22 protein-coding genes and 1 tRNA gene are annotated in these 24,069 nt (G+C 64.6%); 11 read left to right on the plus strand and 12 right to left on the minus strand.

Annotation, left to right across the window (positions count from 1 at the left end; translation table 11 throughout):
- Position 1 precedes the first annotated feature (1 nt).
- The 5 genes from J7359_RS07040 to J7359_RS07060 all read right to left on the minus strand — a co-directional run bounded on the left by J7359_RS07040 (position 2) and on the right by J7359_RS07060 (position 5,582).
- Positions 2-511 (minus strand): CinA family protein, encoded by a 510-nt coding sequence (locus J7359_RS07040; RefSeq protein WP_209055916.1) that lies wholly within the window; start codon positions 509-511, stop codon positions 2-4.
- Entirely contained in the window at positions 508-999 is a 492-nt protein-coding gene (locus J7359_RS07045) for a phosphatidylglycerophosphatase A (protein WP_209055917.1), read from the minus strand. Before J7359_RS07045 ends, J7359_RS07040 begins: the two co-directional genes overlap by 4 nt.
- 3 nt (positions 1,000-1,002) lie before the next feature.
- Positions 1,003-2,157, minus strand: a complete 1,155-nt coding sequence (locus J7359_RS07050; protein WP_209055918.1) for a bifunctional 2-C-methyl-D-erythritol 4-phosphate cytidylyltransferase/2-C-methyl-D-erythritol 2,4-cyclodiphosphate synthase — start codon at positions 2,155-2,157, stop codon at positions 1,003-1,005.
- Positions 2,154-4,334, minus strand: a complete 2,181-nt coding sequence (purL, locus tag J7359_RS07055) for a phosphoribosylformylglycinamidine synthase subunit PurL (RefSeq protein WP_209055919.1) — start codon at positions 4,332-4,334, stop codon at positions 2,154-2,156. Before purL ends, J7359_RS07050 begins: the two co-directional genes overlap by 4 nt.
- A gap of 342 nt (positions 4,335-4,676) precedes the next feature.
- Entirely contained in the window at positions 4,677-5,582 is a 906-nt protein-coding gene (locus J7359_RS07060) for a LysR family transcriptional regulator (protein WP_209055920.1), read from the minus strand.
- A 161-nt stretch (positions 5,583-5,743) separates the two neighbouring features.
- Between J7359_RS07060 and J7359_RS07065 the strand changes: the two genes are divergently transcribed.
- The 11 genes from J7359_RS07065 (at position 5,744) to pgeF (ending at position 17,898) form a co-directional block, all read left to right on the plus strand.
- On the plus strand, positions 5,744-9,133 hold the full coding sequence (locus tag J7359_RS07065) for an indolepyruvate ferredoxin oxidoreductase family protein (protein WP_209055921.1): 3,390 nt from the start codon (positions 5,744-5,746) through the stop codon (positions 9,131-9,133).
- Positions 9,134-9,196: 63 nt separating this feature from the next.
- Positions 9,197-10,009, plus strand: coding sequence for an aspartate/glutamate racemase family protein (locus tag J7359_RS07070; RefSeq protein WP_209055922.1), 813 nt, complete (start codon positions 9,197-9,199; stop codon positions 10,007-10,009).
- Positions 10,010-10,028: 19 nt separating this feature from the next.
- Positions 10,029-10,478, plus strand: coding sequence for a cytochrome c maturation protein CcmE (gene ccmE / locus J7359_RS07075; protein ID WP_209056053.1), 450 nt, complete (start codon positions 10,029-10,031; stop codon positions 10,476-10,478).
- Between the two features lie 102 nt (positions 10,479-10,580).
- Complete coding sequence (locus J7359_RS07080; protein ID WP_209055923.1) at positions 10,581-11,192, plus strand: holin-associated N-acetylmuramidase; 612 nt, start codon at positions 10,581-10,583, stop codon at positions 11,190-11,192.
- Positions 11,183-11,725, plus strand: coding sequence for a holin family protein (locus J7359_RS07085; RefSeq protein ID WP_209055924.1), 543 nt, complete (start codon positions 11,183-11,185; stop codon positions 11,723-11,725). Before J7359_RS07080 ends, J7359_RS07085 begins: the two co-directional genes overlap by 10 nt.
- 91 nt (positions 11,726-11,816) lie before the next feature.
- Positions 11,817-13,778: a heme lyase CcmF/NrfE family subunit gene (locus J7359_RS07090; RefSeq protein ID WP_209055925.1), complete on the plus strand. Its 1,962-nt coding sequence runs from the start codon at positions 11,817-11,819 to the stop codon at positions 13,776-13,778.
- A complete protein-coding gene (locus tag J7359_RS07095; protein WP_209055926.1) occupies positions 13,775-14,233 on the plus strand; it encodes a cytochrome c-type biogenesis protein in 459 nt (152 codons plus the stop codon). Before J7359_RS07090 ends, J7359_RS07095 begins: the two co-directional genes overlap by 4 nt.
- A gap of 66 nt (positions 14,234-14,299) precedes the next feature.
- On the plus strand, positions 14,300-15,070 hold the full coding sequence (locus J7359_RS07100) for an enoyl-CoA hydratase-related protein (RefSeq protein WP_209055927.1): 771 nt from the start codon (positions 14,300-14,302) through the stop codon (positions 15,068-15,070).
- A gap of 134 nt (positions 15,071-15,204) precedes the next feature.
- Positions 15,205-16,092, plus strand: coding sequence for a prolipoprotein diacylglyceryl transferase (lgt, locus tag J7359_RS07105; protein ID WP_209055928.1), 888 nt, complete (start codon positions 15,205-15,207; stop codon positions 16,090-16,092).
- On the plus strand, positions 16,089-17,150 hold the full coding sequence (locus J7359_RS07110) for an SAM-dependent methyltransferase (RefSeq protein WP_209055929.1): 1,062 nt from the start codon (positions 16,089-16,091) through the stop codon (positions 17,148-17,150). The genes lgt and J7359_RS07110 overlap by 4 nt, the downstream gene beginning before the upstream one ends.
- Positions 17,134-17,898 carry a peptidoglycan editing factor PgeF gene (gene pgeF / locus J7359_RS07115; protein ID WP_209055930.1) on the plus strand — a complete coding sequence of 255 codons (765 nt, stop codon included), beginning with the start codon at positions 17,134-17,136 and terminating at the stop codon, positions 17,896-17,898. The genes J7359_RS07110 and pgeF overlap by 17 nt, the downstream gene beginning before the upstream one ends.
- Positions 17,899-18,116: 218 nt before the next feature.
- On the opposite strand, the gene J7359_RS07120 is transcribed toward pgeF, so the two are convergent.
- From J7359_RS07120 to ccoG, 7 genes are all read right to left on the minus strand, one after another.
- Entirely contained in the window at positions 18,117-18,284 is a 168-nt protein-coding gene (locus J7359_RS07120; RefSeq protein ID WP_209055931.1) for a hypothetical protein, read from the minus strand.
- Between the two features lie 281 nt (positions 18,285-18,565).
- Positions 18,566-18,640, minus strand: a tRNA-Val gene (locus tag J7359_RS07125).
- Between the two features lie 173 nt (positions 18,641-18,813).
- A complete protein-coding gene (locus tag J7359_RS07130; RefSeq protein WP_247740231.1) occupies positions 18,814-19,377 on the minus strand; it encodes a histidine phosphatase family protein in 564 nt (187 codons plus the stop codon).
- Positions 19,378-19,618: 241 nt separating this feature from the next.
- The gene (gene ccoS / locus J7359_RS07135) at positions 19,619-19,780 is read right to left on the minus strand and encodes a cbb3-type cytochrome oxidase assembly protein CcoS (protein ID WP_209055932.1); all 162 of its coding nucleotides are present in this window, start codon (positions 19,778-19,780) and stop codon (positions 19,619-19,621) included.
- 11 nt (positions 19,781-19,791) lie between these two features.
- Positions 19,792-21,999 carry a heavy metal translocating P-type ATPase gene (locus tag J7359_RS07140; RefSeq protein ID WP_209055933.1) on the minus strand — a complete coding sequence of 736 codons (2,208 nt, stop codon included), beginning with the start codon at positions 21,997-21,999 and terminating at the stop codon, positions 19,792-19,794.
- 16 nt (positions 22,000-22,015) lie between these two features.
- The gene (locus tag J7359_RS07145; protein WP_209055934.1) at positions 22,016-22,480 is read right to left on the minus strand and encodes a FixH family protein; all 465 of its coding nucleotides are present in this window, start codon (positions 22,478-22,480) and stop codon (positions 22,016-22,018) included.
- Positions 22,481-24,022 carry a cytochrome c oxidase accessory protein CcoG gene (ccoG, locus tag J7359_RS07150; RefSeq protein ID WP_209055935.1) on the minus strand — a complete coding sequence of 514 codons (1,542 nt, stop codon included), beginning with the start codon at positions 24,020-24,022 and terminating at the stop codon, positions 22,481-22,483. It abuts the gene before it with no gap.
- Between the last annotated feature and the right edge of the window lie 47 nt (positions 24,023-24,069).

A 24,069-nucleotide genomic window follows, 5' to 3' on the forward strand; every position in this document is an offset into this window, starting at 1 on the left:
GTCAGCCGTCGGCGTCCTGTGTGCGGCGCTGCCCGAGATGCAGCAGCAACAGCCGCAGCGCGCGATCGACCGTCGCTGCGCGCACCCGATGCCGACCGATCGCGCCGAATTCGACCGTCTCGGTCACCACCTCGGGCCCCGTGCCCCCTGACACAATCGCAACACCGAAACAGACCCGGCCCTCGGGTTTGTGGTCAGATCCGCCGGGGCCCGCTATCCCGGTGACCGCGACCGCAAGGTTTGCATCCGAGTGCGCCAAGGCGCCGCTGGCCATCTGGGCCGCGACCTCTTCGCTGACCGCGCCGAATGCGCCAAGCGTTGCGGGTTTGACGCCCAGCATCTGGCGCTTGGCGGCGTTCGAATAGGTCACGAAGCCCCGATCCACGATATCGGACGAACCCGGAACCTCGGTCAGTGCGGCCGCGATCAGCCCCCCGGTGCAGCTTTCGGCGGTGGCGATCAGGATGCCGCGCGCACGGGCGGCGTCCAGCACCTCGGCCGCAAGGCTCACATCAGCACCCCATGAGCTATGGCCGCCGCGATCATCGTGGCGATGCCCGCGAACAGACCCGCCCAGAGATCATCCACCATCACGCCATCGACCCCTCCCTGCCGGTCGGCGCGTCCGACAAGCCATGGCTTCCAGATGTCGAACAGGCGAAAGAACAGGAATGCCGCGATCCAGCCGGGATAGGGAAAGCTGCTTGCGGGCAGCCCCGCAAAAAAGAACCCTGCCGAAGGGAAACACAGTGCCAGCCACTGGCCCGCGACCTCGTCAATGACGATTTCGCTGCGGTCGGGATCGTCCATGCCGGCGGTATGGCGGCGAACGGCCCAGAACCCTGCGATGGTGACGGCAACCGTGGCGATGGCCAGCAGGGGAAAATGCCCGATCCTGTGGATCAGCAGCCCCAGCGCGACGGCCACTGCCGATCCCCAGGTGCCGGGGGCGGGCTTCAACAGACCGGCACCGAACCAGATACACAGCAGGCGATCCATCATCTATCCTTTCATCAGCGCGGCGGTTGCGATGGCCGCGATCCCTTCGCGTCGGCCGGTAAATCCAAGGCGTTCCGAGGTGGTCGCCTTGACGCTGATCCGGTCGGCGTCGATCCCCGTGATTTCGGACAGGCGCAGCTGCATTGCGGCGGCGTGCGGTCCGATCTTCGGAGCCTCGCAGATCAGCGTGACATCGCAATTGCCGAATGAAAACCCGTGGCTGCGGGCAAGCTCTGCCGCATGGCGCAGAAAGATCGCGCTGTCCGCACCTTTCCACTGGGGGTCGGAAGGCGGAAAATGCCGACCGATATCGCCCTGGGCCAGCGCGCCATAGATGGCGTCGGTCAGGGCGTGCATGCCGACATCTGCATCAGAATGGCCGACCAGCCCGGCCTCGTGCGGGATCTGCACGCCGCACAGCCAGACATGATCGCCCGGCCCGAAGGCGTGAACGTCGTAACCGTTGCCAAGCCGTATATCCATTGCCGTTCCCAGAATCCGTTCGGCCCGCGCGAAATCCGCAGGATAGGTGATCTTCAGATTGTCTTCACTGCCGGCTGTGATCGCGACCTGCAATCCCGCCATACGCGCCAGTTCGACATCATCGGCGGCGTCGTGCGGATGATCCAGATGGGCCGTCAGGATGTGGTCGAAGGAAAATCCTTGCGGGGTCTGGGCGCGATACAGCCCGTCGCGCGAGGCGGTTCCGGTGACCTTGCCCTGATCGCCGCGCCACAGCGCGTCGCTGACCGGCAGCGCGGGCGCCGCCGCCAGCGCCCCCGCCGTCAAGGCCTCGATGACGCCGCCGATGACGTCGTCGCTGACCAGAGGGCGGGCGCCGTCGTGGATCAGCACATGGCTGACGCCGCCGCCGCGCAGGGACAACAGGCCGTTGCGGACACTTGCCGCGCGGGTCTCGCCCCCGGAAACGATCGTGACGGCGCCCGAGAATTCCCTGATCGCATCGCCCATGTCGTCGGGATGCACGACCAGCACCACGCGATCAAAGCCCGAGAAGGCGGCCAGCGTCCGGGCCAGCACCGAACGCCCCGAAAGGCTGCGCCATTGCTTGGGCGCGTCACCGTCACCGCCCGCGCGGCTGCCACGACCCGCCGCCGTGACGATGACGGCGAATCCGACGGGCGCGCGCACGGTCATGCGTGATCGGGCATGTCGCCCTTGATCGCGACCTTGAATGCCGTGCGGTACAGCCGCGACAGTTCGGCCAGATCTTCGGCGTCATCGCCCAGTTCGACGATCGTCCCGCCGAACCTGCCGACCTGCGCCACAGGAATTCCGGCCAATCCGGCCGCCTTCTCGATGGCATCGGCGCCTTCGGCATCGCAAGCGACCAGATAGCGGGCCTGATCCTCTCCGAACAGCTGACCGATATCGCTGCTGCCCAGATGCAGGCCGATGCCTGCCGCCTCGGCCATCTCGAACGCGGCCAGCGCAAGCCCGCCATCCGACAGGTCGGTCGCGGCCTTCAGGTGCCGGCGGTGGGTCCGCAGGAATTCGCCATGCCTGCGTTCGGCATCAAGATCGACATGGGGGGCATCACCGGTTTCGATCCCGAACGCCTCGTGCGCCAGGGCCGATTGGGCAAGATGTCCGTCGGTCCGGCCGATCACCAGCGCCAGATCGCCTTCCGACGGCAGACCCGCGATCAGGTGCGAGATGTTGTCGATCAGACCGACACCGCCGATGGTCGGCGTCGGCAGGATCCCCTTGCCGTCGGTCTCGTTGTAAAGCGACACGTTGCCCGACACGATCGGGAAATCCAGCGCGCGACATGCTTCGCCGATGCCTTTGATCGCGCCGACGAACTGGCCCATGATCTCTGGCTTTTCGGGGTTGCCGAAATTCAGGTTGTCGGTGGTGGCCAGCGGCGTCGCGCCGACAGCGCAGAGATTGCGATACGCCTCGGCAACGGCCTGCTTGCCGCCCTCGAACGGGTTCGCCTTGACATAGCGGGGGGTGACGTCGCTGGTGAAGGCCAGCGCCTTGTTCGTGCCATGCACCCGCACGACGCCTGCACCCAGCCCCGGACGGCGGATCGTATCGGCACCGACCTGCGTGTCGTATTGTTCCCAGACCCATGATTTGTGGGCATGGTTGGGGCTGCCGATCAGGGCGCGCAGCGCCGCGATCGGGCGGATCGGGGGCAGGGTGGGGGCGGCGTCTGCGGCCGGCGTCTCGACCCACGGGCGATCATATTCCGGCGCGCTGGAGGACAGTTTGGACAGCGGCAGATCCGCTTTCACGTCGTTGCCATGCAGGATCAGGAATCGGTCTTCGGCGATGGTTTCGCCGACAATGGCGAAATCCAGATCCCATTTCTCGAAGATCGCGCGGGCTTTGGCCTCTTTCTCGGGCTTCAGCACCATCAGCATGCGTTCCTGCGATTCCGACAGCATCATTTCGTAGGCGGTCATGTTGGTTTCGCGCTGCGGAACGGCGTCCAGATGCAGCTTGATTCCCAGGCCGCCCTTGTCGCCCATCTCGACCGCGGAACAGGTCAGCCCTGCCGCGCCCATGTCCTGAATCGAGATGACCGAACCCGAGGCCATCAGTTCCAGGCAGGCTTCCAGCAGGCATTTTTCGGTGAAGGGGTCGCCGACCTGAACGGTGGGGCGCTTTTCCTCGATCGTGTCATCGAACTCGGCGCTGGCCATCGTGGCGCCGCCGACGCCGTCGCGACCGGTCTTTGCGCCAAGATAGACGACCGGCATGCCGACGCCGGATGCGGCCGAATAGAAGATCTTGTCGGTATCCGCCAGACCCGCGGCGAAGGCGTTCACAAGGCAGTTTCCGTCATAGCTGCGGTGGAACCTGACCTCGCCGCCGACATTCGGCACGCCGAAGCAATTGCCATAGGCGCCGATGCCTTCGACCACGCCCTTGACCAGATGCGGGGTCTTGGGATGTTCGGGCCGCCCGAAGGACAGCGAATCCATGGCCGCGATGGGTCGTGCGCCCATCGTGAAGACATCGCGCAGGATGCCCCCCACGCCGGTCGCGGCACCCTGATGTGGCTCGATATACGAGGGGTGGTTGTGGCTTTCCATCTTGAAGACCACGGCCTGGCCGTCGCCGATATCGACGACGCCCGCGTTCTCGCCCGGCCCGCAGATCACTTGCGGCCCTTCCGTCGGCAGGGTGCGCAGCCATTTCTTGGACGATTTGTAGGAACAATGTTCGTTCCACATCGCGCTGAAGATGCCCAGTTCGGTGAAGGTCGGTTCGCGGCCGATGATCTTCAGGATGCGGTCATATTCGTCGGGCTTCAGCCCGTGCGCGGCGATCAGATCGGCGGTGATCGACGGTTCCTGCATATCCGGCCCTTCCTGCCCCGTGTGGTCTGGCGCCTTTTATGGTGAGACGCCCGCCATGGGAAGGGTTGCGCGGCGAACCGCGCCCGTGCGGACAAAAAAAAGCCGGGCACGAGGCCCGGCCTAAGTCCAACAGGGAGGTAGAAGGTGATGCGCGGTTAAGCTGACCACCGCCTTCGCAGCCTGATTTATGGGCAGGATGCGAATGGTTCAAGGAAAATGATGCTGCACCCGCAGCATAGCCGCCATGCAGTTGCTGAATAGCTACACGCGAAAGTTGTAGATCAGCCCCGAGTCGCCGCAAAATTGCAGTCTGATATGTCAGGATTCGGCAGGTTTAGCGCACTATTCAGGCACGACTTCGCTTTTCTGCCGCCGATAGGCCTGAATCTCTTCCAAGACAAAATCGCGGAATGCGGCGACGCGCCGCGTCTGGCGCAGTTCTTCGGGGTAGGCAAGGAAGACCGGAACCTCGCCCGACTCGATCTCGGGCAGGACGCGCACAAGGCCTTGGTGATCCACGGCCAGGTAATCGGGAAGAACGCCGACGCCGACATTGGCCAGAACGCCCTGAAGCACGCCGAAATAATTGTTCACGGTCAACATCGAGGTGATGTTCCGGGACATGATTTCCTGAACCAGCCGCGCGCCGGCGGCGACCTGCGGCTGATCGGTTTTCTGACAGATCAGCCGATGGGTGGACAGGTCGTCCAGGCTGCCTGGGGTGCCGGCGTGATCCAGATACTCCTGCGTGGCATAAAGCCGCATGCGGATATTCAGCAGGCGCCGGCGGATCAGGTCCGATTGGCTGGGTTCCTTCATGCGGATCGCGACATCGGCCTCGCGCATGGGCAGGTCAAGCACCCGCTCCTCCAGCATCAGGTCGATCTTCAGGTCGGGATATTTCTCGTAAAGCTTGACCAGGCGCGGGGCCAGCCACAACGTGCCGAAGCCGACCGTCGTGGTCACCTTCAGTTCGCCAAGAACATTTTCCTCGCTGTCGCGGATGCGGGCCGAGGCGCCGTCCAGCTTGCGCGCCATGGCGGAGGTCGCCTCGAACAGCAGCTCGCCCTGTTCGGTCAGAATCAGTCCGCGCGCATGCCGGTGGAAAAGCGTCGTTCCCAGCGTCTCTTCCAACGCGCGGATCTGCCGGCTGACGGCTGATTGCGACAGATGCAGCGTGTCGCCAGCATGGGTCAGGCTGCCGGCGTCGGCAACCGCGTGAAATATTCTTAGTTTGTCCCAGTCCATAGCTGTTACAATCCTGCTTGGTCAGCCATGCGTTTTTTGCAAATCTCTTCTTCCCCTGCCTGTCCCTCACGGCTGCGTCAAGCATCGATTTTTTCCTTCATCGGTCAGCAATTCTGACCTATAATGGCTGCAGAGCCCACCGGCATTGGAGGAGACGCAGGATGAGCAAGCAGGAATTCACGCTAGCCGACCGCTTTGATCTGTCGAAGTCACACGTATTGTTGAACGGCACGCAGGCCCTTGTTCGCCTGATGCTTATGCAGGCGGCACGTGACAAAGCCGCAGGGTTGAACACGGCCGGCTATGTCACCGGCTATCGCGGGTCGCCGTTGGGGGGCGTCGATCTGCAGATGATGCGCGAGGGCAAGCGCCTGTCCGAGGCGAATGTGCTGTTTCAGCCCGGCCTGAACGAAGACCTTGCGGCAACCGCCATCTGGGGCAGCCAGCAGGCGGAACTGCGCGGCGAGGGCAAATACGACGGCGTCTATGCGCTATGGTATGGCAAGGGGCCGGGCGTGGACCGCACCGGCGACGTGATGCGCCACGCCAACATGGCCGGCAGTTCGAAACATGGCGGTGTCGTCATGGCGATGGGCGACGATCACACCGGCGAAAGCTCGACCGTGCTGCATCAGTCGGACTGGGCGATGATCGACGCCTATATCCCGGTCCTGTCACCGGCCGGTGTGCAGGAAATCCTGGACTATGGCCTGTATGGATTTGCGCTGTCGCGGTTTGCGGGCGTCTGGACCGGCCTGAAGACGATGAAGGATACCGTCGAGGCGACCGCCGTCGTCAACGGCGATCCAGACCGCTTGAAATTCGTCATCCCCGATTTTCAGATGCCCGAGGGCGGGCTGAATATCCGCCTGGGCGATACGCCTGTCACGCAGGAAGCGCGGATGATCGATTTCAAGCGGTGGGCGGCCGAGGCGTTCAGCCGCGCCAACCGGATCGATCGCAAGCACTGGGGCAGGCCGGGCGCCAAGATCGGCTTCGTCGCGGCGGGCAAGAACTGGCTGGATTTGGTTCATGCTCTGTCCTTGCTGGGCATAGACGAGGCCGAGGCCGAGCGTCTGGGGCTGACCACCTACAAGGTCGGTCAGACATGGCCGCTGGACATGAAGTCTTTCCAGGAATGGTCTGAAAATCTGGAACTTATCGTCTGCGTCGAAGAAAAGCGAAAGCTGATCGAGGTGCAATTGAAAGAGGCGATCTTCGACAATCGCCACGGGCGTCGCGTGCATGGATGGAAACACGACAGGACCGGCGAGGAACTGTTCCCCACGCGTTATGCGCTGGACCCGGTGATGATCGCCCAGAAGATCGGCGGCATCCTGATCGAGGAAGGCCGCGGGACCGAACATATCCGTGCCGGTCTGGACCGCCTGACCGAAGTCCGCCGCAATGACAACGCACCCGAGATAGCGAGCAGAACCCCCTGGTTCTGTTCGGGTTGCCCGCACAACACCTCGACCCGCTTGCCCGAAGGCAGCCGCGCCTATGCCGGCATCGGTTGCCATTACATGGTGCAGTGGATGGGTCGCGAGACCGAAGGCTTCACCCATATGGGCGGCGAGGGTGCGAACTGGATCGGCGAGGCGCCATTCAGCACAAGAGGTCATGTTTTTCAGAATCTTGGCGACGGAACCTATAATCATTCCGGCTCTCTGGCGATCCGTGCGGCGATCGCGGCCAAGACCACCATCACCTACAAGATCCTGTATAACGACGCTGTTGCGATGACGGGCGGCCAGCCGAACGAGGGTGACCTGACCGCGCCCCAGATCGCGCGCGAGTTGAGCGCGATGGGGGTCGATCCGGTGATCGTGGTCTATGACGAGAAAGAGGACGTGGACCGCAAGCAATTCCCGCAGGGAATGCGGTTCGAGGAACGCGCCGAGATGATGAATGTTCAGCGCGAACTGGAAGATGCCAAGGGCGTCAGCGCGATCCTGTATATCCAGACCTGCGCGGCTGAAAAGCGCCGTCGCCGCAAGAAGGGGCAGTTCCCGGACCCTGACCGGCGCGTCTGGATCAATCCCGAGGTCTGCGAGGGCTGCGGCGACTGCTCGGTCCAGTCGAACTGCGTGTCGATCGTGCCGCTGGACACCGAACTTGGCCGCAAGCGTCAGATCGACCAGTCCAGCTGCAACAAGGACTATTCCTGCCTGAAGGGCTTCTGCCCCAGCTTCGTGACCGTCAAGGGCGGCAAGCTGCGCAAACCCAAGGCCGAGGCGTTCAACATCCCCGATCTGCCGCAGCCCGCGCTGCCCGCAATCAGCGGGACGCATAACGTGGTCATCACCGGGGTCGGCGGCACCGGCGTGGTCACCATCGGGGCCGTGCTGGCCCAGGCCGCGCAGATCGACGGCAAGGGTGCCGGCATGATGGAGATGGCCGGGTTGGCCCAGAAGGGTGGCGCGGTCCATATTCATCTGCGACTGGCCGAGCGCCCCGAGGATATCAGCGCGATCCGCGTGGCGACCGGTGAAGCCGACTGCGTGATCGGCGGTGATCTGGTCGTGACGGCCGGCGCCAGGACGATCGGGCTGATGACGCATGATCGCACCGGCGCGGTCGTCAACGATCACGAGATCATCACCGGCGATTTCACCCGGTTCCGCGATTTTCAGGTGCCCGCCGATCGGCTGAAGATGTCGCTGCAGGCGCGGTTGGGTGACCGGGTGGCGTTCTTTGACGCCAATGATCTGGCGCTGCGGATGCTTGGCGATTCGATCTATTCCAACATGCTGGTTCTGGGCGCGTGCTGGCAGCAGGGGCTGATTCCGCTGACCGAGGCGGCGATCCACGACGCGATCCGACTGAACGGTGCCAAGGTCGATGACAACCTTCGTGCTTTCCAGATCGGCCGCTGCGCGATGGCATTCCCGGAACTGATGAAAAAGCCGGTCGAGATCCCGGAACTGCCGGTCGATCCCGTGTCCTATCGCGAGGCTCGGCTGGTTGACTATCAGGGCAAGAGGCTGGCCAGGAAATTCCGCAAGCTGGTCGATCTGGCGCCGGACGGAATGCGCGAAAGCGTCGCGCGCGGCTACTACAAGCTGTTGGCCTACAAGGACGAATACGAGGTTGCGCGGCTTCACCTGACCACCGCCGAACAGATCGCGGCGCAGTGGGAGGGTGACACGACGCTGTCCTTCCATCTGGCACCGCCGATGTTGTCGGGCACCGATGCCAACGGGCGCCCCAAGAAGCGGCAGTTCGGGCCATGGATGCTGAAGGCTTTCCGGGTTCTGTCGGCCATGAAGGGGCTGCGCGGCACGCCGTTCGATCCGTTCGGCTATGGCGCCGAACGCAGGCGCGAACGCGCCATGATCCGTGATTTCGAGGCGGACATGCGCGAGGTACTGGCGAATGTGGATGACGCGACGCTGCCCATCGCCATCGAACTTGCCGAACTGCCGCTCAGCGTGCGGGGCTATGGACCGGTCAAGGACAAGGCCGCAGACGAGGCCGCGATCCGGCGCAAAGAGTTGCTCGCACAGTTCCGGTCCGGTGGCGCACCGATGCGTGAAGCCGCTGAATGAACTGAGTCATTTCCAAACGCCGCGCGGCGTCCTAAAACGGCGCGCGGCAGAAGGAGTGGCAAGATGGCGGTTGGCGTGTTCGATTCGGGTCTGGGCGGGCTGACGGTTCATAGCGCCATCGCCGCCCGGTTGCCGGATCTGCCTTTGGTCTATCTTGGCGACAATGCGCATGCGCCCTATGGGGTGCGTACACCGGACGACATCTTCGATCTGACCTGCGCGGGCGTCAGCCGTCTGTGGGACGAGGGCTGCGATCTGGTCATTCTGGCTTGCAACACCGCCAGCGCCGCCGCGCTGCGCCGCATGCAGGAAACCTGGCTGCCCAAGGGCAAGCGGGTTCTGGGGGTGTTCGTGCCGATGATCGAGGCCCTGACCGAACGTCAATGGGGCGACAATTCGCCGCCCCGCCCCGTCGCGGTCAATCAGGTGGCGCTGTTCGCGACCCCCGCCACCGTTGCCAGCAGGGCCTTTCAGCGCGAACTGGCATTCCGCGCCGTGGGCGTCGATGTCGAGGCGCAGCCCTGCGGCGGCGTCGTGGATGCCATTGAAATGGGTGACGAAATTCTGGCCGAGGCGCTGGTGACCAGCCATGTCGAGGCGCTGCTGCGTCGCATGCCGCAGCCCGAAGCCGCGATCCTTGGCTGCACCCATTATCCGCTGGTCGAGGCCGCGTTTCAGCGCGCCTTGGGCACCAAGGTCCGGGTTTACAGTCAGGCGGGGCTGGTCGCAGAAAGCCTTGCAGACTATCTTCAACGCAGGCCCGAGTTTCTGGGCGAAGGCACTGCGTCGAAATACCTGACCACGGGCGATCCGGTCCGCGTGTCCGGCAAGGCGACGCAGTTCCTGCGCCGTTCGATCCGTTTCGAGGCTGCTTGAGGAGGAAAGAATGGCCGGTCTGAAATCGCTGAAGAAACGCCGTCGCGCGCAGGTCCTTATCGCGGCTTCAGTCGCGCTGCTGATCGCGGTGGGGCTGATCGGCTACGGCTTTCGGGACGGCATCAACCTTTACCGCTCGCCGACCCAGGTCAGCGCACAGGCCCCCGGCGCGGATGAATATTTCCAGCTTGGCGGGTTGGTCAAGGACGGCTCGATCATCAACCGCGATGGGGTCGCCTTCGATTTCATCATTACCGATGGCGCGGCAGAAATCCCGGTCAGCTATATCGGGCGCGATCCGCGTCCGGACCTGTTCAAGGAAGGGCAGGGCACGATTGCCAAGGGATATTATCGCGGCGGCCGCTTCGAGGCGGAAAGCCTGCTGGCCAAGCACGACGAAACCTACATGCCACGCGAAGTCGTCGATACGCTTAAGGAAAGCGGCGTCTATCAGGATCCCAATTCCTGAGGCCGAGTCCAGCAACGCACGCATGGTTAACGATGGGTTAACCTGACCCATCGACCCTAGAGCCGTTCGCCGCTTCGGGCGGCAGGCTTCAGGGGGATTCAGATGCCAAGCGTCACTGACATCGCGCGAGAGATCGTCGCCCGCGAGGGCGGCTATGTGAACGACCCCGACGATCCCGGCGGGGCCACGAATTTCGGGGTCACGATCGGCACGATGCGGTCGCTGGGACTGGACCTGACCGGCGATGGCAAGGTCGATGCAGTCGATGTACGCGCCCTGACGCGGTCGCAGGCGGAACAGATCTTCGTCGAACATTATTTCCGCAAGCCGCGTCTGGCCGAATTGCCCGATCCGGTGCAGGCCAGCGTCTTCGACATGTATGTGAATGCCGGCGCGAACGCCGTGAAGATCCTGCAGAAACTGGTTTCGCGCATGGGATTTCCGGCAACTGCGGATGGCGTGATCGGCCCCAGAACGATCGCCGCGGTCGCAGATGCTGCCGAAGCTGCGCCTGCCCATATCGCCGATGCCTACGGGATCGCCCGGCGCAATTATTACTACGCACTGGCCGATCAGCGCCCGGCAAGCCGCAAATACGCGCGCACCCGCGCGGGCGGAAAAGGCGGCTGGATCACCCGGGCCGAAACCTTCGTATCGCCGCGCTATCACCTGACCGAAGCCGAACACCGTGAAAGGACCGCAAGATGGGCATGATCGACCGCTTCCTTGGTTTTGGCCAGGGTGTGACCGCGCTTGGCAGCGCCGCGACGGGCATGGCCGAGGTGTTCACCCAGAACGCGACGCGCAAGATGGAACTGGAAGAACAGGCCTATGCCCGCGCGATCACCCAGCTTGGACAAGAATTTCAGGTCGCCCGGCCGGGTTTCTTCGACAGTCTCGTGAACGGGCTGAACCGCCTGCCGCGCCCCTTGCTGGCGTTGGGGACGATGGCGCTGTTCGTCTATGCGATGGTCGAGCCGTCGGGTTTCGGCCTGCGGATGCAGGGGCTGCAACAGGTGCCGGAACCGCTGTGGTGGCTGCTTGGCGCGATCGTCGGGTTCTATTTCGGCGCGCGAGAAGCGCATTATTTCCGGCACCGGGTCTGGCCTGCGGCGCAGGTGGCAGGGACCGGCCCAGCACCCGACCGCCCGCAGGAAGCCGTCGCGCTGACCGGCGCCGCGCGGCCCGACGATGATTTTGCGGATAATGCCGCCTTGCGCGATTGGGCGGCCGGGTTGCGCGAATAGGTCGCACGGAAAACTGAAGGGCGGCGACCAAGGGGGGACTTTCCCCCCTTTTTGCGTATCCCTATGCTGGCGCCAACGGAGGAACACCCGCATGATCGCAGAATTTGGCCATTTCGCCCTGACGCTTGCCTTCGCGGTGGCGCTGTATCAGATGATTGTACCGATGATCGGCGCGGCCAAGGGCAGGCAGGGCTGGATGGACAGCGCCCGACCGGCCGCCATGGCCCAGTTCCTGCTGACCGGCCTGTCATTCGCGGCGCTGACGGTGGCGTTTGTCACATCGGATTTCTCGTTGAAGCTGGTTTATGAGAATTCGCATACCGCCAAGCCGATGATCTACAAGATCAGCGGCGTCTGGGGAAACCACGAAGGCAGCATGCTGCTGTGGGTGCTGATCCTGTCGCTTTTCGGTGCCGCGGCGGCGGCGTTCGGTGGCAACCTGCCGCCCAGTCTCAGGGCGCGGGTGCTGGGCGTTCAGGCGTCGATCGGCGCGGCGTTCTATGCCTTCATCCTGTTCACCTCGAACCCGTTTCTGCGCCTGGCCAACCCACCCTTCGACGGGCGCGACCTGAACCCCCTGCTGCAGGATCCCGGTTTGGCCTTTCACCCGCCGTTTCTGTATCTGGGCTATGTCGGGCTTTCGATGGCGTTCAGCTTTGCCATCGCGGCGCTGATCGAAGGCCGGGTCGATGCCGCATGGGCACGCTGGGTGCGGCCCTGGACGCTGGCGGCCTGGATGTTCCTGACCGTGGGCATCGCTCTGGGGTCGTGGTGGGCCTATTACGAACTGGGTTGGGGTGGTTTCTGGTTCTGGGATCCGGTGGAAAACGCCAGCTTCATGCCGTGGCTTCTGGCCGCCGCGCTGCTGCATTCGGCCATCGTCGTGGAAAAGCGCGAGGCACTGAAAAGCTGGACGATCCTTCTGGCGATCATGGCGTTTGGCTTTTCCATGATCGGCACCTTCATCGTTCGGTCCGGCGTCATCACCTCGGTCCACAGCTTTGCCAGCGATCCGGCGCGCGGGGTGTTCATCCTTGCCATTCTGGCGGTGTTCATGGGCGGCGGCCTGACGCTGTATGCGGCACGCGCGGGTGAGATGACCGCCAAGGGCGTGTTTTCCCCCGTCTCGCGCGAGGGGGCGCTGATCCTGAACAACGTGCTGCTGGCGGTGTCGGCCTTCGTCGTGTTCATCGGAACCATGTGGCCGCTTTTCGCGGAAATGATGTGGGACCGCAAATTGTCGGTCGGCGCGCCGTTCTTCAACCAGGCGTTCACGCCCTTCATGATCGTGCTGGCGATCGTGCTGCCTCTGGGTGCGATCATGCCATGGAAACGCGCCACGCTGATGCGATCGGCCAAGCCGCTGCGTGCGGCGCTGATCCTGTCAGTCGCGGTGATGGTGCTGGTCTGGTCGGTCTCGACCGGGCGCAGCGCGATCGCGGTGATCGGGGCCGGGCTTGGCGCCTGGTTGATCGCGGGCGCGGCGGCGGAACTGATCCATCGCACCGGGAGATCCGGCCTGTCGCGGCTTGTCCGGCTGCCGCGCGCAGACTGGGGCAAGGCGGTGGCGCATTCAGGCTTGGGCGTGACATTCATCGGTGTCGGTCTGCTGACCGCTTGGCAGACAGAGGATATCCGTGTGGCGCAGATCGGCGAACCGTTCGATCTGTCCGGATATCAGATCACCCTGACCGCCGTGGACGAGGTTCAGGGGCCGAATTATGTCTCGACCATGGCCACGATGCAGGTGGCACGCGACGGCAGGCAGGTCGCGACCATGCACCCCGAAAAACGCGTCTATCCCGTGCAGGCGATGCCCACGACCGAGGCCGCGATCGACAACGGCATCTTCCGCGACATCTATCTGGTCATCGGCGATGCGCAGGCTGACGGGGGCTGGGCCGTGCGCAGCTATATCAAGCCTTTCGCCAACTGGATCTGGGCGGGCTCGATCCTGATGGCGCTTGGCGGATTGATCAGCCTGTCCGACCGCCGCTACCGCGTCGCCGCCGGTGCGCGGCGCGCGCACGCCAACGCGGTGCCTGCGGAATGAAACGGTTTCTGCTGATCCTGACGCTGTTGCTGACCTTGCCCATCGCGGCGCTGGCAGTCCAACCTGACGAGGTTCTGGACAACCCCGCGTTGGAGACGCGGGCGCGCCAGCTGTCACAAAAGCTTCGCTGCCCGGTCTGCCAGGGCGAGAATATCGACGAATCGAATGCCGCGATCAGCCGCGACCTGCGGCTGTATGTGCGCGAAAGACTGGTCGCCGGGGATAGCGACGATCAGGTGATCGACGCCGTTGTGGACCGGTTCGGAGAGTTCGTCCTGTTCGAGCCGCGCGCCCGTGGCGGCAATCTGGTGCTGTGGCTGGCCGGTCCGGTCATGGCGCTGATCGCGCTCTTGGTCGCGTGGCGTTTCATGCGCGCCCGTGCCGCATCGACCGCGCGCGTCGAAGACCTGTCTGAGGCCGAACGGACAAGGCTGCAGGAAATCATGCGCGACTGACGCGGGGTCCGGCTTTCCCCGCGCGCCAATTCAGGCATCATGCCCCCAGACCAGAGGGGGACTTCCATGAGTTTCGAGACCATCCAGTTCGCCGTCAGCGACGGCATCGCGACGCTGATCCTGAACCGTCCGCAGGTGATGAACGCGTTGAACCGTCAGATGCGGGCCGAGATCACGCAAGCCCTGACCAGCCTGACCGAAGACGTGCGCTGTGTCGTGCTGACGGGGTCCGGCAAGGCGTTCTGTTCGGGTCAGGATCTGACCGATGCAAGCGCGGCACTGGACCTCGAGGCGACGCTGCGCGACGAATACGAGCCGATGTTGCGGGCGATCCGCGACTGCCCGGCACCGGTGATCGCGGCAGTGAACGGCGTCGCGGCCGGTGCGGGCGCCAATCTGGCGCTGGTCGCCGACGTGGTGATCGCGGCTGAAAGCGCCAGCTTCGTTCAGGCGTTCACGCGGATCGGATTGATCCCGGACGCCGGCGGAACCTGGGCGATACCGCGCGCGGTCGGTGCCGCCCGTGCCCTTGGAATGATGCTGTTCGCGGATGCCATACCGGCCCGGCAGGCTGCGGATTGGGGATTGATCTGGCAGGCGCTGCCCGACGACGAATTCGCCCAGACGGTCACCGACCGGGCCCGCCATCTGGCGCAGGGACCGACCGCCGCCTACCTTGCCGTCCGCAGCGCCGTGGCGGCGTCCTTCGACAACGATCTTGACGAACAGCTTCGGCTGGAGGCGCGTCTGCAGGGCGAGGCTGGCCGCAGCGCCGATTTCCGCGAGGGCGTGGCGGCGTTTCTGGAAAAGCGCAAACCGGGATTCATCGGTCGCTAGGGCAAGCTGCGCCCTCATGGCGCGCGGGCTGCAATGCGGGATGCCATCGGGAACGTGATCGGTCCGCAGGGCGGGGCGTATGTTGACTTCCCGTGCTGCGTGTCTAGCTTGCGCGACGAAACCCGAGAGGCCGAATGATCCCCTTTCCCAATATCGCGCCCGAGATATTTTCCATCCATCTGGGTGGTCTGACGCTGTCGTTGCGGTGGTATGCGCTGGCCTATCTGGCCGGGCTGCTGATCGGCTGGCAGATCATGGTGGCGATGATGCGCCGCGACCGTCTTTGGGGCGATCGCGCGCCAATGGCGGGCGACGCGGTCGACGATCTGCTGACCTGGGTCATTCTGGGCGTGATTCTGGGCGGAAGGCTGGGCTTCGTGTTGTTCTACGAACCCGGATATTATCTGGCCAATCCCGGTCAGATCCTGCAGGTCTGGCAGGGCGGAATGAGCTTTCACGGCGGCTTCGCGGGGGTCATCGTCGCCGCGTGGCTGTTCTGCCGCGCGCGCGGCATCGCGCCGCTGCGCCTTGCGGACGCGATGGCGGTCGTCGCCCCGATCGGGCTTTTCTTCGGCCGCATCGCGAATTTCATCAATGCCGAACTTTGGGGACGGCCCACGGATCTGCCCTGGGGGGTGATTTTTCCCGGCGAGGCGGCACAGAACTGTCCGGGGATTGAGGGGCTGTGCGCCCGCCATCCCAGCCAGCTTTACGAGGCAGGGCTGGAAGGTCTGCTGCTGGGGCTTGTCCTCTTGGCCGTGGTCCGCGCGGGCGGGTTGCGCCGTCCCGGATTGTCCTTCGGGATCTTCCTTTCAGGTTATGGTCTGGCGCGGATGTTCGTCGAGTTGTTCCGGGTCGCCGACGCGCAGTTCATCACGCCCGACAATCCGCTGGGTCATGTTGTCGGCGGTCCGGTGATCGGTCTGACGATGGGGCAGGTTCTTTCCCTGCCCATGGTGGTGCTGGGCGTGGTCTTCATCCTTCGGGCGTGGCGCCGCGCGCCTGTCCCGGCCACTGCATGACGCCGCTGGCGCAGATCATTGCCCGGCGCATCCGCGCAACCGGGCCAATCTCGCTGGCCGACTATATGGAACTGTGCCTGCTGCACCCGCAGCACGGCTATTATGCGACGCGCGATCCATTCGGTCAGGCCGGCGATTTCGTGACCGCGCCCGAGATTTCGCAGCTCTTCGGAGAGCTTTGCGGGCTGGCCCTTGCACAGGCATGGATGGATCAGGGCTGTCCGGCGCCCTTCACGCTGGCCGAACCGGGGCCGGGGCGCGGTACGTTGATGGCCGACATGCTGCGCGCGATCCGAGCCGTGCCGGGAATGATCGACGCGGCCCGGATTGCCCTGATCGAGGCATCGCCGCATCTGCGCGATGTGCAGCGCGACAGGCTGGGCGATGTCCGGCATCTGGACAATCTGGACGACCTTCCATCCCAGCCGCTGTTCCTGATCGCGAATGAATTCTTTGATGCCTTGCCAATCCGGCAGTTCCAGCATGTCGATGATGGCTGGGCCGAGCGTGTCGTCGGGCTGGACGAGAACGGCGGCCTGCGCCTGGGGCTGGCGCCGCCGGTCGATTTGCCGCGGCAGGGACGTGCAGGGGATGTGATCGAGGACTGCCCGGCCGCACCGGCGATGATGACGGCCATCAGCAATCGGATCGCGGCGCATGGCGGGGCGGCGATCATTGTCGATTACGGCGGCTGGAACGGTTATGGCGATACGTTTCAGGCATTGGCGGGGCACCGCCCTGAAGACCCGCTGGCCCGACCCGGCGAGGCGGATCTGACGGCACATGTCGATTTTGCGCCGCTTGCGGCGGCGGCGATCAGGGCAGGCGCCACGGTGTCGCGCCCTATCCATCAGGGCGACTGGCTGCTGTCGCTGGGGGCGCGCCAGCGGGCCGAGCGGTTGACCCAGGCGGGCGATGGCGGTGCGATGGCGGCGTTAGACCGCTTGACCGATGCAGACAAAATGGGTCACCTGTTCAAGGCGATGGCCATCTGGCCCCAAGGGGCGCCGCCGGTGCCCGGATTCGACGCACTGAGGCTTCATGCAGACGACGCTTGAGATCCTGACCCACCCGCTGCTGCACGATGTCAGGCACGGTTTCTTTACGCGAAAGGGCGGCGCGTCGTCGGGCCTGTTCGCAGGATTGAACTGCGGACGCAGATCCAGCGATCAGACCGACATGGTTGCGGTGAATCGTGCAAGGGTGGCGCAGGCGATGGGCGTCGAACCGGACAAGCTGGCGACGGTCAAGCAGGTCCATTCCGCCGACGTGGTGACACTGACCGCGCAGGACGACATTGAAAAGATCCGCGACACGCAGGCGGACGGCATCGTCACCGACCGGCAGGGGGTGGCGCTGGCGGTGCTGACGGCAGATTGTCAGCCGGTGCTGCTGGCCGACCGCGAGGCGGGCGTGATCGGCGCATGCCATGCGGGTTGGAAAGGTGCCTTGGCCGGGGTCATCGAAACGACCGTGGCGGCGATGCGGGCGTTGGGTGCGACACGGATCCGGGCTGTGATCGGACCCACGATCAGTCAGCGTGCCTACGAGGTCGGCGAGGATTTCATGGAGGATTTCCTGATCGAAGACCCCGAATATCATCGGTTTTTCAGTGGCGGCCCGAACGGCCGTCCCATGTTCGATCTGCCGTCATTCGGACTTTCGCGACTGCGCGCCGAAGGCGTCGAGGCCGAATGGTCGCGCCATTGCACCTATTCGGACCCGCAGCGGTTCTTCAGCTATCGCCGCGCCACGCACGAAGGGCAGGCGGATTACGGAAGGCTGATTTCCGCAATCGCGCTGTAGTTCGAGAGGGACGACGATCCCGGATGCGCCCGCAAGTCTTCCCAGCGGGCCTCAACGCGCAAAATCGTCGGATTGATGGATGGTCGATCCAAAAGCGACGATCACAACCGTTCTTGCCTGCGGTCTTGATGACCGTGGTGCCTTGTCTTTGAAAAACTGTCGGCCGCCACGCTGACATCGCGACCGACGAAAGTCCCGGCGGTTGGTCTTCTGGACGGTCAGGCGGCGCGCGCATGCAGGTGATGCGCGCATAGTGCTTCGGCTTGATATTCCAGGCGTTCCAGAAGTTCGCGATACTGAACGTTATGGCGATAGGGCTTTAGTGCAGACAGGATGAGCTGCCATTCGTCATCGGAAATTTTCGGTCGAAATGCGTTGTTCATCATGGTGTTGCTCGTTCTTGCTGTAATTGCCTGTCGGCGAAGAAACTGAGTAGTCAGATATTGGTTGCATCTCGACAGTGACAAATGGTGCGTGAAAGCGGCGTGAACGAAACCAGCTCAGGTTGTGACGCTGCAAAGAAATATTCTTGGCCTGACGCGGAAAAGATCGCGGCCGGTCGGTGCCATCAGTTCGCTTCGGCAGACGGTGCTGCGAGAACAAACTGCCGCTGCCTTCAGGTTCTGGCCGTGACGATCAGGACGTGGTCGGTTTTGCCGGAACCATATGGTGGGGCGGGAGGGGATCGAACCCCCGACCAACACGGTGTAAACGTGTCGCTCTACCGCTGAGCTACCGCCCCATTGGCAACAGGGTCTTGAAGATCCCCGGCAAGTCTTGGACTCGCTGATACCGTGCTGCCAGATAGCCCACAATATCTTCGGTGTAAACGAGGCCGATGAACGGTTCCGGATTGGTTCAGGAAGCTGTCGAAACCGCAGTCATCCCCAGCCCCGGTGACGAGGGTTTCGCGATCTAGGTCTGCCAGATCTGGTGTCCCTTGCGGCAGACGACGTGGACCGCCCCCTGCACGACCGGCATGTCGCCAAGGCGATCGGGGGGCAGGCCCATGGCGACCAGACGGATCATCCGCAGCGTGATTCCATGGGTGACGATCAGCGTGGGGCGGGTCAGGCCGCCCAGAAAGCCTGTGACGCGCGTCCGCAGGCAGGCAAGGCGTTCACCATCGGGCGTCCTGTCATACCAGTCCAGCGAACCTTCGCGAAACACCTTGGGGTGCTGATCCCGCAATTCGACCAGTAGCCGACCCGAGAAGTTGCCGGTGTCGATCTCGGCCAGCCTTGTGTCGGTTTCAAAGGCTTGCGAACCAAAGACGATCCTGGCCGTTTCAACGGCGCGCCCCTGCGGACTGGCAACACGCAGCGCATCTTCGACAGGGGCGACCAGCCGTGCCAGCCCATGTGCCTGCTGCCTGCCCAAAGACGTCAGCGGTGAATCCAGCCTGCCCTGTATCCGCCCCTCGGCGTTCCAGGCAGTCTCGCCATGCCGCATGAGATAGAGGTCGGGATAATCTGGCATGTCCGTGATCCGCCGCAGGTAACCGCCGCCGGACAAGGACGGCGAGGGGCGCAATGATGCCAGGAAAGATCCCGCCTTGATGCGCACAAGGCATTGATATGACACAGCGCGACATCTGCGCAAGCCGCGGTCCGCTGTGCTTCGTGAATGCGCCGTATGAACGCAGACCGCTGACGCATGATAACCCGGAAAGCACGGCGAGGGATCGAGGGTCTTCGTGCTTGCCGGCACGCGCGGCCGTTCAGTCAGGGCGCGGGCGGTCATCCCATTCATCGCTGAGGATGCGTTCGGCGTCGCCCTTGGGATCGTCGTATTGGCGCGCGCGCAGCGTCCAGATGAACGCCGCCAGACCGACGACACCCAGCCCAAGCGATACCGGGATCAGGATGGTCAGGATCTCCATGGCACTTCCTTTCAGCGGCGCAGGCGCAGCGCGTTCAGCGTCACGGTGATCGAGCTTGCCGACATCGCCAGCGCGGCAAGCAGCGGCGTGGCAAGACCGGCGATCGCCACCGGCACCGCGATGATGTTGTACAGGATCGAGATCGCGAAATTCTCGCGGATGCGGGCGGTGGCGCGCCCCGCGGTCAACAGCGCGTCGGCGACGGGCGACAGATCCTGCCCGGTCAGGACCATGTCGCTGGCGACGCGCGCGGCGTCCAGGGCCGAGGCCGGCGAAATCGAGGCATGGGCGCGCGCCAGCGCCGCCGTGTCGTTCAGCCCGTCCCCGACCATCAGCACATGCGCGCCCTGCGCTGCCAGCGCCTCGATCGCGGCGGCCTTGCCCATCGGGTCGGTGCCGGCGTGCCATTCGGCGATCCCCAGCCGGGCCGCCAGATCCGCCACCGCTGCAGGCCGGTCGCCCGAGATCAGGATGACCCGTTGGCCATCCGCATGCAGCCGGGCCACGCAGTCCCCGGCACCCGGACGCATCTGGTCTGTGAAATCCAGCCGGATCGGCGCGCGGCCCGCGACCGACAACCACGTGGCGCTGCCAGGACGTTCGGCATTGTCGTCGGCGACGCCCAACCAGTCGGCGCGACCCAGTCTGACCTCGGCTCCCTGCCAGATGGCGCGGATACCATGGCCGGGTTCCTCGCACAGATCGTGAAGTTCGGCGGGCGGTGTCCCGGCCAGGGCCTCGGCCAGAGCCCGCGACAGCGGATGCGCCGAGCCCTGCGCCAGCGCCAGCGCCACGGGTCGCAGAACGTCGGGCAGCGCATCGGTGGACAGCAGGCTTGGCCGGCCCATGGTCAGCGTTCCGGTCTTGTCGAACACGACCGTATCGACCTGCGCCAGCCGTTCCAGCGCGGTGCCGTCCTTGATCAGCAATCCGCGCCGGAACAGTCGGCCCGACGCTGCTGTCACCACCGCAGGCACCGCAAGCCCAAGCGCGCAAGGACAGGTGATGATCAGCACCGCCGCGGCGATATTGACCGACAGGCGCAGATCGTGCGTCGTCCAGAACCAGCCCGCGAAACTGGTCGCGGCCAGCAGATGCACCACCGGCGCATAGGCGCGCGAGGCGCGTTCGGCCAGCGAGGTATAGCGACCGCGCGCGGATTCCGCCGCCTCGACCAGCGCGGTCAGCCGCGCAAGGGTGGTGTCGCGCCCTGCGGCCGTCACCCGCATCAGCAGCGGGCCCGTCAGGTTCAGCTCTCCCGCCGACAGATCCAGCCCGGGTCCGGCGGCAACCGGCAGCGTCTCTCCGGTCAGCAGGGCGCGGTCGATCTCGGACCGGCCGTCGACGATGCGGCCATCGGCGGGGATGCGGCCGCCGGGGCGCACGCGAACCAGATCGCCCACGGCAAGGCTGGCGGCCGGCACGATACGTTCCCCCGTCGCGCTCAGCAATGTGGCGCGCGGCACTTCAAGCGCGGTCAACTCGGCCGCTGCGGACCGCGCGATGGCACGTGTGCGATGGTCCAGATATCGCCCGATCAGCAGGAAGAAGCACAGCATCACTGCCGCGTCGAAATAGGCGTGATGGCCAGACAGGACCGTTTCGTAGACCGAGATCGCGGTGGCCAGGATCAGCGCCAGCGAGATCGGCACGTCCATTCCCAGACGCCGCGCCTTGATCGCGGTCCAGGCGCTGGAAAAGAAAGGCTGACCGGCAAAGGCAACAGTGGGCAAGGCGATGGCGGCGCTGATCCAGTGAAACAGGTCACGCGTCGCGTCCTGCGCACCCGACCAGACAGCCACGGACAGGATCATGACGTTCATCATCGCAAATCCCGCGACGCCGATGCGCATCAGCAGGTCGCGCCCCTGCCGGTCGGCGGCGCCGTCGGACAGCGCATCGGGGTCCAGCTCATGCGCTTCGTAGCCGATACGGCCCAGTACCGGGATCAGATCAGCAGCCGTCAGGCCCGGGGCGTCTATCGTCACCCGGCGCAGCGTCAGGTTCACCCGGGCGTGGCGGACGCCCGGCAGCGCATGCAGCGCGCGTTCGACGTCGCCGATACAGACCGCGCAATGGATCCGGGGCAGGGACAGGATCAGTGTGCCATTGCCCGCCGCCATCGCCGCGCCGCCCGCCCGGTCGGCCAGATGTCGCGCCAGCGGGGCGGCGTCACAGGCCGGGCAGGCGCTCAGCCGGATCGCGGACAGATCGCTCATAACAAGTCACCGCCGCTCATTTCACCACCGCGCCCGCATAATGATCCAGCCGCTGGCGAAACTGCGTTCCATCGGGCGCCGTGGCGACGACATGGATCGTCCATGCGCCGGGTTCCAGCGTCAGCGGGGCGCGATAGACACCGCCCTCGTAGGTCAGGACCGGCGTGCGGTCGGCGCGTTGATGGGTCGTCCTTCCCACCGTTGCGGACAGGCCTGCGACCCTGACAGGCAGGCCGTCGCGATCGGTCACAGCCAGCGTCAGTTCCTCGCCGTCATAGGACGGGATCACGGTCCAGCCCAGAGCGCTTTGGGCCGCACGGTCGTCATCGAATGTCTGCGACGCCACGTAGGAATTGGCGACCTCCAGCCCCGGAAAGCTGCCCACCGCCTTGATCGCCATGACCACGTTGACCCCGATGATGACGGAAAACGCCGCGACGGTGATCGTCAGCACGTGGCGGCCTGTCAGTTCGCGGCGCATCTACTGGCTCCTTCCATGAAAGACGGTCTCGACCGAGTTGCTGGCATCGCCGCCCCGCTGGGTCACGACCAGTTCGATCGGCGTGTTCTCGGCCTGTGTCAGCGGCGATCCCGCCGGGGCGGTCAGATACAGCCGAGCGGCAAGCGTCTGGTCGGCGGCGACCTGGACCGTATCGCCCTCGGCCCCCTCGATGGTCAGGGTCAGGCCCTGTGTATCGCCACCCGCCACGCCGAAGCTGTAGACGCTGGTATCGTGCTGCTTGTTGCGCAGCCGAACCTCGTAAGTGTTGCGGATCGCGCCGTCAGACATGGTCACGAACAATGGATTGCGCACCGGCGAGACGTTCAGATCGACCGAGGATCGCATCATCAGCGCGACCAGCAACAGCACGCCGATTCCCGACCACAATGTGAAGTACAGCAGCGTGCGCGGGCGCAGCACATGTTTCAGCAGCGGCTTGGGCGCCCCGCCGGCACGCTCGGCCGTCTCGTCGCGCAGTGCCATGTAGTCGATCAGGCCGCGCGGCTTGCCGATCTTTTCCATGATCTCGTCGCAGGCGTCGATGCACAGCGCGCAGGTGATGCACTCCAGTTGCTGGCCATCGCGGATGTCGATCCCCATTGGACAGACATTGACGCAGGCCATGCAGTCGATGCAGTCGCCCCGCACGGCATCCTCGGGGTCGGGCGACGTCAGACGTGGAGCCTGCGCGACCGCCGCGCCTTGTGCCGCGACCGACGGATCGCCCACGACGCCGGCCGCGCCGTGACCCGCCGGCTGCCTGCGATCATGTCCGGATTTGCCGCGCGGCTCGCCCCGCCAGTCGCGATAGGCGACGGTCAGCGTGTCCTCGTCCATCATCGCCGCCTGAATTCGCGGCCATGGGCAGGCATAGATGCAAATCTGTTCGCGTGCGAAGCCGCCGAAGACGAAGGTGGTCGCGGTCAGCAGCGCGATGGTCAGATAGGCCACGGCGTGCGCCTGACCGGACAGCAGATCAATCAGCAGCGTGGGCGCATCGGTGAAATAGAACACCCACGCCCCGCCTGTCAGCAGCGCGATCAGCAGCCATGCCGCGAACTTGATTGCGCGCAGGCGGATCTTCTGCCCGTTCCATTTTTGCCGGTGCAGGCGGATGCGGTTGTTGCGATCCCCTTCGATCCACCGTTCGACCAGGATGAACAGGTCGGTCCAGACGGTCTGCGGACAGGAATAGCCGCACCAAACCCGTCCCAGCGCCGACGTGAACAGGAACAGGCCCAGCCCCGCCATGACCAGAAGCCCGGCAACGAAATAGAACTCGTGCGGCCAGATCTCGATCCAGAAAAAGAAGAAGCGGCGATTGGCCAGATCGACCAGAACCGCCTGATCGGGCATGCTCGGCCCACGATCCCACCGGATCCACGGCGTGACGTAATAGATCGCCAGCGTTACCGCCATGATGATCCATTTCAGGTTCCGGAACCGGCCCCTGACACGTTTGGGGAAGATCGGCTCGCGTGCCGCGTAGAGGCCGGGCGGGTCCATCCGTGATGTGGACATGAGGATATCGCTCCTGTTTCGCACCCCGCTGATAGGGCGGCGGGCGA

This window comes from Paracoccus sp. R12_2, assembly GCF_017744015.1.
GTDB lineage: Bacteria > Pseudomonadota > Alphaproteobacteria > Rhodobacterales > Rhodobacteraceae > Paracoccus.

What these genes read in the sequence shown, in the direction of transcription:
- J7359_RS07140 (WP_209055933.1), bottom strand. Translation starts at nt 21,999, where the DNA reads ATGAGCGATCTGTCCGCGATCCGGCTGAGCGCCTGCCCGGCCTGTGAC.
- J7359_RS07070 (WP_209055922.1), top strand. Translation starts at nt 9,197, where the DNA reads ATGGCGGTTGGCGTGTTCGATTCGGGTCTGGGCGGGCTGACGGTTCAT.
- ccoG (WP_209055935.1), bottom strand. Translation starts at nt 24,022, where the DNA reads ATGTCCACATCACGGATGGACCCGCCCGGCCTCTACGCGGCACGCGAG.
- J7359_RS07130 (WP_247740231.1), bottom strand. Translation starts at nt 19,377, where the DNA reads ATGCCAGATTATCCCGACCTCTATCTCATGCGGCATGGCGAGACTGCC.
- pgeF (WP_209055930.1), top strand. Translation starts at nt 17,134, where the DNA reads ATGCAGACGACGCTTGAGATCCTGACCCACCCGCTGCTGCACGATGTC.
- J7359_RS07145 (WP_209055934.1), bottom strand. Translation starts at nt 22,480, where the DNA reads ATGCGCCGCGAACTGACAGGCCGCCACGTGCTGACGATCACCGTCGCG.
- J7359_RS07045 (WP_209055917.1), bottom strand. Translation starts at nt 999, where the DNA reads ATGGATCGCCTGCTGTGTATCTGGTTCGGTGCCGGTCTGTTGAAGCCC.
- J7359_RS07090 (WP_209055925.1), top strand. Translation starts at nt 11,817, where the DNA reads ATGATCGCAGAATTTGGCCATTTCGCCCTGACGCTTGCCTTCGCGGTG.
- J7359_RS07100 (WP_209055927.1), top strand. Translation starts at nt 14,300, where the DNA reads ATGAGTTTCGAGACCATCCAGTTCGCCGTCAGCGACGGCATCGCGACG.
- J7359_RS07080 (WP_209055923.1), top strand. Translation starts at nt 10,581, where the DNA reads ATGCCAAGCGTCACTGACATCGCGCGAGAGATCGTCGCCCGCGAGGGC.
- J7359_RS07095 (WP_209055926.1), top strand. Translation starts at nt 13,775, where the DNA reads ATGAAACGGTTTCTGCTGATCCTGACGCTGTTGCTGACCTTGCCCATC.
- ccoS (WP_209055932.1), bottom strand. Translation starts at nt 19,780, where the DNA reads ATGGAGATCCTGACCATCCTGATCCCGGTATCGCTTGGGCTGGGTGTC.
- J7359_RS07085 (WP_209055924.1), top strand. Translation starts at nt 11,183, where the DNA reads ATGGGCATGATCGACCGCTTCCTTGGTTTTGGCCAGGGTGTGACCGCG.
- J7359_RS07120 (WP_209055931.1), bottom strand. Translation starts at nt 18,284, where the DNA reads ATGATGAACAACGCATTTCGACCGAAAATTTCCGATGACGAATGGCAG.
- lgt (WP_209055928.1), top strand. Translation starts at nt 15,205, where the DNA reads ATGATCCCCTTTCCCAATATCGCGCCCGAGATATTTTCCATCCATCTG.
- J7359_RS07110 (WP_209055929.1), top strand. Translation starts at nt 16,089, where the DNA reads ATGACGCCGCTGGCGCAGATCATTGCCCGGCGCATCCGCGCAACCGGG.
- J7359_RS07065 (WP_209055921.1), top strand. Translation starts at nt 5,744, where the DNA reads ATGAGCAAGCAGGAATTCACGCTAGCCGACCGCTTTGATCTGTCGAAG.
- J7359_RS07060 (WP_209055920.1), bottom strand. Translation starts at nt 5,582, where the DNA reads ATGGACTGGGACAAACTAAGAATATTTCACGCGGTTGCCGACGCCGGC.
- purL (WP_209055919.1), bottom strand. Translation starts at nt 4,334, where the DNA reads ATGCAGGAACCGTCGATCACCGCCGATCTGATCGCCGCGCACGGGCTG.
- J7359_RS07050 (WP_209055918.1), bottom strand. Translation starts at nt 2,157, where the DNA reads ATGACCGTGCGCGCGCCCGTCGGATTCGCCGTCATCGTCACGGCGGCG.